The sequence below is a fragment of the Rhizobium sp. 01T437 genome (genome assembly GCF_056398505.1).
The window spans coordinates 276,779-290,460 of the sequence record NZ_JBFTPM010000010.1; the positions used below are offsets into that span (position 1 = coordinate 276,779).

The following is a 13,682-nucleotide window of genomic DNA, read 5'->3' on the forward strand; positions in this document are numbered from 1 at the left end:
GTGTAAGTAAAGCGTTTTACTAAAGCGGTTTACAAAGCTGATGGCGCATGGACGTACCCCAGGATTGAAGGATGTCGCGAAAGCTGCCGGTGTGTCGGTGACGACCGTCTCGCGCATGCTGAACGGTTCGCTGGATTTGCCGGCGCTCACCAAGCAGCGTATCGAAAACGCTATCACTTCCCTCAAATACCAGCCGAACCCTCACGCACGGCGGCTGAGCCGCGGGCGTTCCGACACGATCGGACTGGTCGTACCCGATATCGCCAACCCATTCTTCGCGACCATGGTGGCGGCGGTCGAAGAGGAGGCGAACGACCGGGGGCTTGCCGTTTCGCTCTATGCCACTCTCAACCGGACCGGCCGTGAAGTCGCCTATCTTCGGCTGCTCGAGCACAATCACGTCGACGGCCTGGTTTTCGTCACCAACCATCCCGACAACGGGGATCTGGCAGCTCTCATCAATCGAACAGGCAAGGTCATCGTCGTCGACGAAGACGTTCCGCTTGCCAGTGTCCCGAAGCTCTTTTGTGACAACTTCCAGGGCGGTCATCTCGCGGGACGTCATCTGGCGGAGTTTGGTCATCGCGACGTGCTCTATGTCGGCGGCCCCGATGCAATGATCAGCACGCAGCGGCGCTTCAACGGATTGCGCAAGGGCCTGCAGGAGCGTTTCGGCGACGATGCCTCGATCCGGCGCTACAGCGGCGAATATACGATCGCCTGCGGGCGCGACATGGCGCGCCGCTTCCTGGAAGAAGGCATGCCGGCGACGGCAATCTTTGCGAGTTCCGACGAAATAGCCATCGGCATGATCGAAGTCCTGAGGGAGAAAGGAATATCGATCCCCGAGGACCTGTCGATCATCGGCTTCGACGATGTCAGTCCGTTGCACCTCTTTGCGCCGCCAGTGACTGCGATCCGACAGCCGGTGCGCGCCATCGGCCGGCGCGCCCTATCTCTTCTTCTCGAAACAAACTGGCAGGAGAGCAAATCGCTCGCCACCGAGGAACTCGTGCCAGTCGAAATCGTCGTGCGGAACTCCGTTGCGCCGCCGTCGACCCATAATAAGCAACGAGAACAAAACCAGAGGATGAGAACATGAAACAGATCAGACGTCGGGCGTTTACCGCCGCTCTTGCCTTCACCGCGCTGGCCAGTGCAACGCTTGGAGCCTCACTTGCTCAGGCTGCAGGCAAGACCTATGCACTGGTGCAGATCAACCAGCAGGCCCTTTTCTTCAACCAGATCAATGAAGGCGCACAGAAGGCGGCGGATGCTGCCGGCGACAAGCTCGTCATCTTCAACGCCAACAATGAAGCGGCCGCGCAAAACAGCGCTATCGAAAACTACATCCAGCAGAAGGTCGATGGCCTGATCGTCGTCGCAATCGACGTCAACGGTATCATGCCTGCCGTCAGGCAGGCTTCGGATGCCGGCATTCCGGTTGTCGCCATTGACGCGATCCTGCCGGACGGCCCGCAGAAATCGCAGATCGGCGTCGACAACGGCAAGGCCGGTGCCGACATGGGCGCCTATTTCGTGGACTACGTGAAGAAGAACATGGGTGGTAAAGCCAAGTTCGGCGTGGTCGGCGCCCTGAATTCCTATATCCAGAACGTTCGCCAGAAGGGCTTTGAGGACGCTGTCAAGAGCGATGGCATCGAGGCGGCTGGCGTCGTCGACGGCCAGAACATCCAGGATAACGCACTTGCCGCTGCCGAAAACCTGATTACTGGCAATCCCGACATGACGGCGATCTATGCAACCGGTGAACCGGCTCTCCTCGGCGCGATCGCCGCTGTCCAAAGCCAGGGCAAACAGGACAGTATCAAGGTCTTTGGATGGGATCTGACCGCGCAGGCGATTTCGGGTCTCGACGACGGCTACGTGGTTGCCGTCGTCCAGCAGGATCCTGCCGGCGAAGGCAAGGCGGCGGTCGAGGCTCTTGCCAAGCTGACCGCAGGTCAGAGCGTCGAAAAGAGCATTTCCGTCCCGATCACGATCGTGACGAAGGGAAATGTCGAGCCGTACCGGGCCGTCTTCAAATGATGACGGACAACCGGCCTGTTTATGCCGGGGCCGGGGAGGCGCAAGCCTCCCCGCATTCCTCCGGCTCGTCCGCCCGGACACCTGCTGTTTCGCTGCGCGGGATCCGCAAGACTTTCGGCTCGCATCAGGCGCTGCGTGGCGTCGATCTCGACCTCTTTCCCGGCGAGTGCCTTGGTCTTGTCGGTGACAATGCGGCCGGTAAGTCAACGCTTACCAAAATCATCTCCGGAACCTACCTGCCGGATGAAGGGACGATTTCGCTGAACGGCGAGGAGGTTCATCTCTCCGGACCTGCGGATGCCCGCGGCCGCCATATCGAAATGGTCTTCCAGGATTTGAGCCTGTGCGACCATATCGATGTCGTCGGCAATCTGTTTCTTGGGCGCGAACTCACCAGGGGTCCGTTCCTCGACCGTCAGAAGATGATGAGCGAGGCGCGCAAGATGCTGGATGCGCTGGAAATCCGCATTCCACGTCTCTCCGCCAAGGTCGAGAAGCTGTCCGGTGGCCAGCGCCAGGCGATCGCAATCGCCCGTGCCGCCTCCTTCCAGCCCAAGGTCCTGATCATGGATGAACCGACATCGGCCCTTGCGGTTGCCGAGGTCGAAGCCGTGCTCTCACTGATCAACCGGGTCAAGGCGAAGGGTGTCTCGGTCGTCCTCATCACCCACCGTCTTCAGGACCTGTTTCGGGTCTGCGACAGGATTGCCGTCATGTACGAAGGCACCAAGGTTGCCGAGCGGGATATCGGCAAGACCAATCTCGAGGATCTCGTCAAGCTCATCGTCGGGGGAGAAAGACATTGACCGTCTACACCGAACGCGCCAAGGGCTCGCCGATGGCGGACTTTCTGGGTGAAAACGCCCAGGTCCTGTCGATCGCTTTCTTCTTTCTGGCATGCCTCGTCTTTTTTACGCTAACGACCACCACCTTCATGACGACGGGCAACATCCTGAACATCGTGCGCCAGGCGGCTCCCATCCTCGTCGTCGCCATTGCCATGACCCTCGTCATTGTGACCGGCGGGATCGACCTGTCAGTCGGTTCGATGCTGGCTCTGATCAACGCCGTCGCCGCCATTACTCTCGCCACAGGCATACCCTGGCCGATCGTCTCGATCGGCATGCTCGCCTTCGGCGGTATCGTCGGTCTGCTGCAGGGCTGGTTTATCGCCTACCAGAACATTCCAGCCTTCATCGTAACGCTTGCCGGGCTTTCCATCCTGCGTGGCGTGGCCCTCTACCTGACACAGGGCTATTCCATTCCGATCAATAACGAGCCCGGCTTCTTCTACCTGGGGCGCGGCGAGCTGGCGGGCTTTCCCGTTCCGGCACTGATTGCGATCCTGGTCGCGATCGTCGGCTACGTCATCATGGCCGTCACCAAATATGGACGGCAGATTATCGCGGTGGGATCGAACATGGAGGCGGCGCGCCGCGTCGGCATGCCGGCCAAATGGATCGTCGCCTCGGTTTACCTCGTATCGGGCGTTGCCTCTGCGCTTGCCGGTCTCCTGATTGCGGCCCGTCTCGGCTCCGGCTCGTCGAACGCAGCTGTCGGCTTCGAACTGCAGGTCATCGCCGCGGTCGTGCTCGGCGGCACCTCCCTGATGGGCGGGCGCGGCACAATGATCGGCACGGTGCTCGGCACGATGACCATCGCCGTCATCGGCAACGGCCTGATCCTGATGCATATCTCGCCATTCTTCACCCAGATCGTCACCGGCGCCATCATTCTGGTTGCCATCTGGCTGAACACCCGCATCTTCACCGCAAACTTCCGTCTGGCCGGCAGGAGGAAAAGCTGATGGTAACGGATGAGCTTTCGCCGGGTCACGTGCGATCCGGGAAGGTGATGACGGTCTCGGGGCCGGTTTCCGTATCGGAGATCGGCGTTACGCTGATGCACGAGCACATCCTCAACGATTGCCGCTGCTGGTGGCATGCACCGAAGACGCCTGAGCGGCAATACCTTGCCGAAGGTTTCGTCTGCATGGAGATCCTCGGCGAACTCAGGCAGGACCCTTTCGTCAACAAGCACAACATTACGCTCGACGATGAGCAGCTTGCTGTCACTGAACTCCAGGACTTTGCCGGTCTTGGCGGTCGAACGGTTGTCGAGCCCACGTGCCAGGGCATCGGCCGGGATCCTCTTGCCCTGCGGCGGATTTCCAGGGCGACGGGACTGAATATCGTCATGGGTGCCGGCTTCTATCTTGGTTCCTCGCATCCGGCCAAGGTCGCCGGCATGTCTGCTTCCGAGATCGCCGACGAGATCGTCTCCGAAGCCATCGTCGGCGCGGATGGTAGCGACGTGAAGATCGGCCTGATCGGCGAGATCGGCGTGTCGTCCGATTTCACTGCCGAGGAGGAAAAGTCGCTGCGCGGTGCTGCCCAGGCGCAGGTGCGCACTGGCCTGCCGCTGATGGTCCATCTCCCCGGCTGGTACCGCCTGGGCCACAAGGTCCTCGATATCGTCGCCTCCGAAGGCGGCGATCTCAGGCACACCGTGCTCTGCCACATGAACCCGTCACATGACGATCTCACCTATCAGTCCGAGCTTGCCGCCCGCGGCGCGTTTCTCGAATATGACATGATCGGGATGGATTTCTTCTATGCCGATCAGCAGGTGCAATGCCCGAGCGACGAGGAGGCGGCTCGCGCGCTCGTCAAGCTCGTCGAGATGGGGCATGCGGATCGCCTCCTGCTCTCCCACGACGTCTTTCTGAAGATGATGCTCAAGCATTACGGGGGCAACGGTTATGCCTATATCCTGCGCCACTTCCTGCCGCGCCTGAAGCGTCACGGTCTCGACGACGCGACGCTCGATATCTTCATGCGCGCCAATCCGAAATCAGTCTTTCAGGCCAGCGCCTGACCGTGACATAAAAGAAATGGAAACATCATGACAAAGAAGGTTCTTCTCGTCGGCGAAAGCTGGGTCAGTTCCGCCACGCACTACAAGGGTTTCGACCAGTTCGGAAGCGTCACGTTTCATCTCGGCGCCGAGCCGCTCGTTGCGGCACTCAAGGATAGTGCATTCGAGCTCACCTACATGCCGGCCCATGAAGCGGTCGAAAAATTCCCCTTCGATATGGCGGGGCTCGACGCCTTCGATGCGATCATTCTTTCCGATATAGGCGCCAATTCCCTGCTGCTTCCCCCGGCGGTCTGGCTGCATTCGAAGACGGTTCCCAACCGGTTGAAGCTGCTCAAAGCCTGGGTTGAAAAGGGCGGCGGTCTGCTGATGGTCGGCGGCTATTTCTCGTTCCAGGGCATCGACGGCAAGGCGCGCTGGCGCCGCACGCCGGTCGAGGATGTCCTGCCGGTCACGTGTCTGCCTTATGACGACCGAGTGGAAATTCCGGAGGGAACGACGCCGGTCCTCGTCAAGTCAGATCACGCCACGGTTGCCGGCCTGTCAGGTGAATGGCCTCTGCTTCTGGGCGTCAACGAGGTAGAAGTGCGCGAGCGCGACGATGTCGAAGTCATCGCTCGCCTGCCGGATACGGAAGGCGGCCATCCGCTCCTGGTGACCGGACGCTTCGGCAAAGGCAGAACCGCCGCCTGGACTTCGGATATTGGGCCGCACTGGCTTTCGCCTGCCTTCTGCGAGTGGGAAGGCTATGGGCGTCTCTGGAAGAATATCCTCGGCTGGCTGACAGAGGCGAAGTAGGCGTCATTCGCCGGCGAGGATGCCGGCGAGTTCGGTCCTGCTCGGAAAGGCCGAACGCGTTCCGCGGCGGCTGACGGTAATGGCCGCCGCCGCAGTCGCATGATGAATGGCCTTGGCGTCGAGCGTGGTCGATCTGAGCGCGGCAGAGGCGAGGGCGACGGCCATGAATGTGTCGCCGGCGCCAGTCGTATCGACGACCTCTGTGACACGGGCAGGAACGGTTGCCAGCACCTGATTGCCGCTGGCAAGGATTGCCCCGCTGCCGCCGAGGGTGAGCACGGTCTGCGCCACCCCGGCTTCGGCAAGGAGATGGATTGCGGCCTCGCCGGATGATCCGGTCAGGCTTTCGGCCTCGCCTCTGTTGAGAAAGGCGATGTCGATGAACGGCCAGAGCTCGGCGAAATAGGGCCTGAGCGGCGATGGGTTGAAGGCGGTCGTCAGGCCACGGCGTCTGGCTTCGACAAGGATGCCGCGGGTCACGTCTTCGCTGAGGTTGCCCTGCAGGACGACGAGGTCGCCGCCGACCGCATCGTCGAGCGGCGCAAGCGCCTCGGACAGGGTCAGTGCCTCGGCCGAGTCCGTCGTCGTGACGATGGCGTTTTCGCCATCGGGCGTCGTGAAGATGATGGAGAAGTCGCTGGAGCGGTGAGGACTGCCCAACAATCGGGCGTCCAGCGCTTCACCAGCAAGCTGGTCACGGATCGTCTGGGCGCGGAAATCCTCGCCGACGGCTGTAACAAGCGTCGTGGGAAGGCCGGTGCGGCCCATTACGACGGCCTGATTGGCGCCCTTGCCGCCGAGGTCGCGGGTTTCCTCCCGACCGAGGATCGAGGCACCCGCTTCGGGCATGGACATTACAGAAATGGTTTCGTCGATGGCGACGTTACCGATGACATAGGCACGCATGACGGGCTTTCAGAAGGGAAAGAAAAATGCAGCAGATATCGGATAAGGCCACAAGCGCCATACGGGAAATATTCGGCACTGACAAGGCGCTGATCGGCATGATCCATTGCCCGCCTTTCCCGGGTGCTCCACGCTACCGCAACGCGGCAATGGATTTGATCTACGACACCTGCATGCGCGATGCCGAGGCGCTTGTCAAAGGCGGCATTCATGGATTGATCGTCGAAAATCACGGCGACATCCCCTTTTCCAAGCCCGAGGATATCGGCCACGAAACTGCAGCCTTCATGTCTGTTGTAACCGACCGCATCGCTCGTGCAGTCGGCGTGCCGCTCGGCATCAATGTGCTTGCCAATGCGCCGATCCCCGCTTTCGCGATTGCGGCCGCCGGCGGCGCACGCTTCATCCGCGTCAACCAGTGGGCGAACGCCTATGTCGCCAATGAAGGCTTCATGGAGGGCCGTGCAGCCGAGGCCATGCGCTATCGCTCGCTGCTGCGCGGCGAACATATCAAGGTGTTTGCCGACAGCCACGTCAAGCATGGGGCACACGCCATCACCGCCGACCGGACGATCGATGAGCTGACCCGTGATTTGGCCTTCTTCGATGCGGATGTGGTGATCGCCACCGGCCAGCGAACCGGCAACAGTGCAACGATGGAGGAGATCGAGGAAATCGGTGCTGCAACCCATCTTCCGTTGCTCGTCGGCTCGGGCGTGACCAAGGATAATATCGTCGAGATCCTCAAGCGCACCAACGGCGTCATCGTCGCCTCGTCGCTGAAGGAGGGTGGCGTCTGGTGGAACCCTGTGGAGCCGGCCCGTGTCGCAGCCTTTGTCGAAGCCGCAAAACCCGGTCTGGAGTCGTAACGATCATGGTATCTCTCTCCGAACAGATGCTCGATGAGAACCGCGACGTCTTCGAAGCCATGGTCCACCACCGCTTCGTCGAAGACATCAAGGCTGACCGTCTCCCGAATGAAGCCTTCGAACGATATCTGGTCTTCGAGGGTGCCTTCGTCGATACGGCGATTGCGATCTTCTCCTATGCCACTGCAAAGGCCCGCACCATCGAGCAGAAGCGCTGGCTGATCAGTGTGCTGGACGCGCTCGCAAACCAGCAGATTGCCTATTTCGAGAAGACCTTCGCAGCGCGCGCCATCGACCCCGCCAGCTATGACACCGGCCGAGCCGATGTCGCTGCGTTCCGAGAGGGAATGCTGGCGATTGCCCGTGACGGCGGTTTCCTCGATACGATCGCCGCCATGTTTGCAGCTGAATGGATGTACTGGACCTGGTCGACCGAGGCAGACCGGATGGCCATCAGCGATCCGCTTCTCAAGGAATGGGTCAGGCTTCATGCCGAACCGGAATTCGAAGCGCAGGCGCGCTGGCTGAAGGCGGTGCTGGACGAGGCTGGCGAGACGATGGATCTTGCCGAACGCAAGCGATTGAGCGCCATTTTCGGCCGTGCCCAACGCCTTGAGATCGACTTCCACGAAGCAGCCTATTCCTGAGGGGCCGCGCAATGACTGGCAATCCCGCTATCAATGGAAAACGTCTGCTGGAACGCCTGGATCGGTTTGCCGAGATCGGCGCGACCGCGGGAGGCGGGGTCAATCGCCAGGCTTTGACAGAGCTGGATCGAAAGGCCCGGTTGCTGCTGGCAGAGTTGGCAGAGGCGCGCGGTTTTGGCGTGTTCCAGGATCCAGCCGCCAATCTCTTCATCCGCCGCCCGGGCAGGGACGAGGCGGCACCGCCGCTCCTGATCGGCAGTCACCTCGACAGCCAGCCGTCTGGAGGCCGCTTTGATGGTGCGCTCGGAACGCTGTCGGCCTTCGAGGTCCTGGAAAGTCTTGAGGATGCGGGCGTTGGAACAGGAAGGCCGATCGAGGTGGTTGCGTGGACCAACGAGGAGGGATGCCGCTTCGCACCCGGCTGCATGGGGTCGTCAGCCTTCTCGGCAGGCGAAATTCCGCTTGCATGGTCCGACCTCATCGCAACCGACGGCGCACGGTTTGACGACGAGTTGAGAGCAACTGTTGCCAGTCTTCCGCAGGCCTCGATGCGCGACCTCGGCTTTCCCGCTTACGCATATCTCGAAGTGCATATCGAGCAGGGACCTTCTCTGGAGAAAGAGGATATCCCTATCGGTATCGTCACCGGCATTCAGGGGACGCGGTGGCTGGAAGTGACGGTCTCGGGCCAGACGGCCCATGCCGGGACGACCGCGCTCAACTATCGACGAGATCCGCTTCGCGCGATGATCGCGGCCCTTAACAGACTTTACGCCAGTATCATGCCTCAGGACGATCGTGCCCGATTTACCGTCGGACGTATCGCCGTAGAACCCAGTGCCATCAACGCCATCCCGCAGACGGCGCGATGCACCATCGACATCCGTCACCCGGATCCATCAGAGATCGAGCGGCTGAGCGCGACCATCGAGCAAGTCTTTGGCGAACGAGCCCAAGCAGAACGTTGCCAGGTTGCGCTCAGGCAGACCTTCAATATGCCGCCGGCCAACTTTCCTCAAAAGGTGCTGGATGCATTGGACAGGGCCGCGGTGAAAGGCGGACTGGCAACCAGGAGGATGTTGTCAGGTGCCTTCCATGATGCACTGTTCGTCAACCGGGTCGCGCCTGCCGCAATGATCTTCGTGCCTTGCCGCGATGGCCTCAGCCATAACGAAGCCGAATATGCGGCGCCGCATCATGTTGTCTCGGGCGCCCGAATGCTGCTGCTATCGACGGTCGAAATCCTGGAAACCGAGGTTTGAGCAAGGCTTTGGATCGGGATTGATGGCGACAAACGCCGCATTGAAAGGTGGCCTGTCGCGCAGATGATTGCGCTTGAGGAAGGTTCGGTGTGCGGGTGGTCGGGCCGGCGGATGCATGTAGCGTCCAATGGTGTGCCTGAGCATCATTCGCCCCGAGGAAACCGCTGGTTTTCCTCCAGCACGTTCAGATCCATATGATTGCGCATATATCGCTCGGCGGCTTTCTGCAGGGGCTGATAATCCCAGGGATAATAGGCCCCCTCGCGCAAGGCCGGATAGACGACCCAGCGACGTGCCTGGCTTTCTCGAACCGCTTCATCGAAAGCTGCAAGGTCCCAACGTAGCTTCGCCTGATCGAGGAGCGTGTCCAGCGTGTTCGCATAGGCCGGATCTCCGGCCAGATTGACGAGCTCGTGGGGATCGGCCTGAAGGTCGAACAGCAGGGGTGGATCCTTCTCGCAGACCGTCAGTTTGAAGTGCCCGGCGCGAATGCCCACCAGCGGTGCGATTGACCCTTCGGCCGCATATTCCATCAAAACCGGACCGCGGGCTTTTGCGCCGTACAACAGTTGTGCCAAATCTTCGCCATCCGTCCATTTGGCAATCGCCGAAATATCCAGGCCGGCAAGGCATGCGAGCGTCGGTGTGACGTCAAGAGTGGAGACCGGTTGATCGATCAAGGCGGGTTTCCACTCGGGTACCGATATCATCAGCGGCACGCGCGCAGACCCGTCGAAGAAGCACATCTTGAACCATAGGCCGCGCTCGCCGAGCATGTCCCCATGGTCCGAGACGAACAGGATGACGGTATTGTCGCGCATCCGCCCCCGCTCCAGCACCTCGAGGATTTCTCCGACTTTTTCGTCGATATAGGAGATGTTGGCGAAATAGCCGCGCCTGGCCCGGCGGATCTGCTCTGCTGTAATATCGAAGGCCGTATAGTCGCAGGCCTCCAGCAGACGCTGCGAATGCGGGTCCATCTCGTCGAAAGGCAGTGCCGGAACAGTCGGGTCAAGGGCCGGGCAGTGCTCGTAGAGATCCCAGAACTTGCGCCTGGCGACATAGGGATCGTGAGGATGGGTGAAACTGACGGTCAGGCACCAGGGACGCTCGTCCTGCTGGCGTGACAGGTCGTAGAGCTTGCGGGTGGCATTGTAGGCGACCTCGTCGTCATACTCGAGCTGGTTGGTGATCTCCGCGACCCCCGCGCCGGTGACCGAGCCGAGATTGTGATACCACCAGTCGATCCGCTCTCCAGGCTTGCGGTAATCGGGCGTCCAGCCGAAATCAGCCGGGTAGATATCGGTCGTCAGGCGCTCCTCGAAGCCGTGCAGCTGGTCGGGGCCGACGAAATGCATCTTGCCCGACAGGCTGGTGTGATAGCCGGCGGACCTGAGATGGTGCGCATAGGTCGGAATATCCGAGGCAAATTCGGCCGCATTGTCGTAGACACGCGTTCGGCTCGGCAGCTGACCCGACATGAAGGAGGCGCGCGCCGGAGCACACAGAGGGCTTGCCGTATAGCTATTGGCAAAGCGGACCGAACGTGCGGCGAGTGCCCTCAGATGCGGCGCATGCAGGAAGTCGGCCGGCCCGTCCGGAAACAGCGTGCCGTTCAATTGGTCGACCATGATGATGAGAATATTGGGACGCGCCATGATGTAATCGCTGTGCTTGTGTTCGTTGGCTTTAAGGAGGAAGGGCATACGGATGCATCCGCTACCAGTCGACGACCGCCTGACGGAACTGCTTGTCGGCGGCGGGTGCCGGTCTGCTTCGGCTAGCGCCGATCAGGCCCATTATTCTGTTCGGAAGCGGCACTGGTCGTCGCATGAGTGATCCTCTCGGCGGCGTGGGTCGCAATTGGCATTTTAACGATAGCCGACCGAGTGACTGCGCACTATCGCCTCGCCGACATCGGTTGTTCCGGACAACCGCGCGGGTCTGTTTTCCAGCGACAGACTTGCCGGCGACACCAAGGGTCGCGGCAAGACAGGCGTCGCGGCGGAGCGCGTGCATGATGCGGTATTGGCTGGCTGGCCGCCGCCTCGACAGCATCTCGCGAGCACGTGGAAGGATCTTCATGTCGATCGCCCGACCGATGCCCACCGAAGAGGGCATTCTGGAATTTCTGGAGATTTGCGAAGGCTTTTATCCGCCGGACGCGGTCGAAGCATCGATCCAGCAGCAACGGCAATGGTACGATGCGCTCTGCGCGCGGTTTGACCACCTCCTGCCGCAGGGGCTGGTCTATGCCGATGGCATGGTGCTGCGCATACCGATCCGCCGGTATCGGCCGCGGACAATCACGACATCAACCGTTCTCCTTTATCTTCACGGCGGCGGCTTCGTTGTCGGCTCGCTGGAAAGCCATCACTCGATCTGTGCGGAAATCGCCGATTTTGCCGGCGCTGAACTTGTTTCCGTCGATTACCGGCTGGCACCCGAGTACCGCTGGCCGGCGCAGAGCGAGGATTGCTTCCTCGTCTTGAAACACCTGCTGTCGTCCGTTGGCAGCAAGGTCGTCATCATCGGCGATAGCGCCGGCGCCAATCTGGCGGCGGGGCTCGCCATCAGGGCACTGGCGGAGACCTTACCCGGTGTTGCCGGTCAGGTTCTCGTCTATCCGGCGTTGGGCGGCGACCTGCAGAAGGGTTCCTATGTGGAAATGGCAAATGCACCTGGCCTGACCACGGCTGATGTCGCCTATTATCGCGACGTCCTGCAGGCTCCGTCGCGCCATCCTGTTGCCGCGCCGCTTCATGCGGGTTCGGTCGAGGGGCTTGCACCCGCCTTCATCACGGTCGCGCGGTTCGATCCCTTGCGAGACGACGGGCGCACCTACGCTGCCCGGCTTGCCGAGGCCGGCGTGGAAGTCTGGTTCCGCGAGGAACCGCAGATGGTGCATGCGTGGCTACGTGCCCGCCATATGAGCGAGGGTGCCCGGGCAGGCTTCAAGGCGGTATGCGAGGCGGCACGGCTTTTCGCATCGCGCTGACCGCTACATCAGATCGCGGGCGATTGCCGTCTCGCCAAAATCCTTCTCAAAGATTTTTATCCCGCCTTCATGGGCGATAACCGTGGCGGCGATGATCCAGTGCGTTGCCGTGCAACCGATCGATGCGGTCGCAACCGTCGTCACGGACCAGCCGGGACGCTGCATGTCGCAGGTCCAGGTAGATTGCCCCGTCATCGAGAGCGGGTCGTCCGGCGAAATCGACCATGTCTCATCCCGCAGCTGGCGCGTGCTGAGCCCGGTGTCGGGATGTTCAAAAAGGCCGGTATCCTCGTAAATGCGGTATTCGGTTCGATTGGCGGAAAGCTCCCTGATGACCTCCCTTTTGGTCTCTGTCGGCGCATGCTCGATATATTTCGGCAGTGGATCGGGATTATCCGGCTCCTTCACGGCGATGAGGCGATGATCGGTAAGTATCGGCAGGGCAAGTTCGATTGCGGCCGTATCGATGACAAGGCCGGGATCAGTCGGCGGCGGCAGGATCATCGGCCAATAGGCCGTTGAAAGTGAAAGGCGTATGCGATGGCCGGCGCGAAAGCGATAGCCGCAGGCATCGAGCAGCAGGCGCACCGTCGTCCGCTCTCCGCTCTTCACGGGTTTGGGCTCGGCATTGCCATCACGATGAGCAAGGTTGAGGACACCGAAGGAAACGCGTGTCGCAGTACCATCCTCATGCACGTCGACGAGCCGCGCGCAGAGATTTGCGGTCCTCTCCTCACAGCGTAGCGCCAGGGTAACAATAGGCTGGCCGAGATAATCGTGATCTTCGGCAAGTGGCGCGGTCTCGAATATGAGCGAACCGGCATCGTCCCCGCGCTGGTCGATGGCCATTTCGGCATCCGGTTTCAGCGTGAAATATTCCCCCGACGCTGTTCCGGTATTGAGCGGCGAGCGCAGATAGACCTCTTGCGCCAATGCCTTCGGTTCGGCCTTACCTTCCTCGATCCGGCCCGACGAACCGATGTGGAAGAATTGCATTGTCGGTGCATGCCATGCGTCCATGGCGACCCAGAAACCGGGATCGGCATCGCGGCGCGGGGCAGGGCGCACGGCATCGAGAATATAGGCGCGAAGCTGCGGCGTGTTTTCCGCACCGTTTTCTTCGCCATGCAGCCAGCGGTTCCACCAGGCGATCGCTTCGCCATGGAAATCGGCGCGCGGCTTTGGAAAGGCGAAATGCGGATATTTGTGAACCCAGGGACCAATCAGCGCCTTAGCTCCTGTCCCAAGCCCCGCGATCGCCTTCAGCGGCGTATTG

Annotated in this window: 13 protein-coding genes; 10 read left to right on the forward strand and 3 right to left on the reverse strand. The window is 61.0% G+C overall.

Translation table 11 applies throughout. The annotated features are described in order from the left end of the window. Positions 1–40 precede the first annotated feature (40 nt). Genes AC1DM5_RS22335 through AC1DM5_RS22360 form a run of 6 tightly spaced genes read left to right on the forward strand, consistent with a single transcriptional unit; the run spans position 41 to position 5,724 of the window. Positions 41–1,102 carry a LacI family DNA-binding transcriptional regulator gene (locus tag AC1DM5_RS22335; RefSeq protein ID WP_439018241.1) on the forward strand — a complete coding sequence of 354 codons (1,062 nt, stop codon included), beginning with the start codon at positions 41–43 and terminating at the stop codon, positions 1,100–1,102. After that, positions 1,099–2,049, forward strand: a complete 951-nt coding sequence (locus AC1DM5_RS22340) for a substrate-binding domain-containing protein (RefSeq protein ID WP_477822331.1) — start codon at positions 1,099–1,101, stop codon at positions 2,047–2,049. Before AC1DM5_RS22335 ends, AC1DM5_RS22340 begins: the two co-directional genes overlap by 4 nt. After that, complete coding sequence (locus AC1DM5_RS22345; RefSeq protein ID WP_025668588.1) at positions 2,046–2,855, forward strand: ATP-binding cassette domain-containing protein; 810 nt, start codon at positions 2,046–2,048, stop codon at positions 2,853–2,855. Before AC1DM5_RS22340 ends, AC1DM5_RS22345 begins: the two co-directional genes overlap by 4 nt. Beyond that, positions 2,852–3,856: an ABC transporter permease gene (locus AC1DM5_RS22350; RefSeq protein WP_477822332.1), complete on the forward strand. Its 1,005-nt coding sequence runs from the start codon at positions 2,852–2,854 to the stop codon at positions 3,854–3,856. The genes AC1DM5_RS22345 and AC1DM5_RS22350 overlap by 4 nt, the downstream gene beginning before the upstream one ends. Further along, positions 3,856–4,926: a phosphotriesterase family protein gene (locus AC1DM5_RS22355; protein ID WP_477822333.1), complete on the forward strand. Its 1,071-nt coding sequence runs from the start codon at positions 3,856–3,858 to the stop codon at positions 4,924–4,926. Before AC1DM5_RS22350 ends, AC1DM5_RS22355 begins: the two co-directional genes overlap by 1 nt. 27 nt (positions 4,927–4,953) lie before the next feature. Continuing rightward, positions 4,954–5,724: a glutamine amidotransferase gene (locus tag AC1DM5_RS22360; protein ID WP_113185243.1), complete on the forward strand. Its 771-nt coding sequence runs from the start codon at positions 4,954–4,956 to the stop codon at positions 5,722–5,724. Between the two features lie 3 nt (positions 5,725–5,727). On the opposite strand, the gene AC1DM5_RS22365 is transcribed toward AC1DM5_RS22360, so the two are convergent. After that, a complete protein-coding gene (locus AC1DM5_RS22365) occupies positions 5,728–6,630 on the reverse strand; it encodes a PfkB family carbohydrate kinase (protein WP_477822334.1) in 903 nt (300 codons plus the stop codon). A 26-nt stretch (positions 6,631–6,656) separates the two neighbouring features. On the opposite strand from AC1DM5_RS22365, the gene AC1DM5_RS22370 reads away from it, so the two are divergent. Genes AC1DM5_RS22370 through AC1DM5_RS22380 form a run of 3 tightly spaced genes read left to right on the forward strand, consistent with a single transcriptional unit; the run spans position 6,657 to position 9,408 of the window. Further along, positions 6,657–7,499 carry a BtpA/SgcQ family protein gene (locus AC1DM5_RS22370; RefSeq protein WP_477822335.1) on the forward strand — a complete coding sequence of 281 codons (843 nt, stop codon included), beginning with the start codon at positions 6,657–6,659 and terminating at the stop codon, positions 7,497–7,499. Between the two features lie 5 nt (positions 7,500–7,504). Beyond that, a complete protein-coding gene (locus AC1DM5_RS22375; RefSeq protein WP_477822336.1) occupies positions 7,505–8,146 on the forward strand; it encodes a TenA family protein in 642 nt (213 codons plus the stop codon). A gap of 11 nt (positions 8,147–8,157) precedes the next feature. After that, positions 8,158–9,408 carry a Zn-dependent hydrolase gene (locus tag AC1DM5_RS22380; protein ID WP_477822337.1) on the forward strand — a complete coding sequence of 417 codons (1,251 nt, stop codon included), beginning with the start codon at positions 8,158–8,160 and terminating at the stop codon, positions 9,406–9,408. A gap of 143 nt (positions 9,409–9,551) precedes the next feature. Here the strand turns inward: AC1DM5_RS22380 and betC are convergent, their stop codons facing one another. Further along, positions 9,552–11,066 carry a choline-sulfatase gene (gene betC / locus AC1DM5_RS22385; RefSeq protein ID WP_477822340.1) on the reverse strand — a complete coding sequence of 505 codons (1,515 nt, stop codon included), beginning with the start codon at positions 11,064–11,066 and terminating at the stop codon, positions 9,552–9,554. A gap of 425 nt (positions 11,067–11,491) precedes the next feature. On the opposite strand from betC, the gene AC1DM5_RS22390 reads away from it, so the two are divergent. After that, positions 11,492–12,406: an alpha/beta hydrolase gene (locus AC1DM5_RS22390; protein WP_477822341.1), complete on the forward strand. Its 915-nt coding sequence runs from the start codon at positions 11,492–11,494 to the stop codon at positions 12,404–12,406. Positions 12,407–12,409: 3 nt separating this feature from the next. Here AC1DM5_RS22390 and AC1DM5_RS22395 read toward each other — a convergent pair. Next, the coding region (locus AC1DM5_RS22395; protein WP_477975655.1) for a CocE/NonD family hydrolase at positions 12,410–13,682 on the reverse strand (1,273 nt) is incomplete at its 5' end.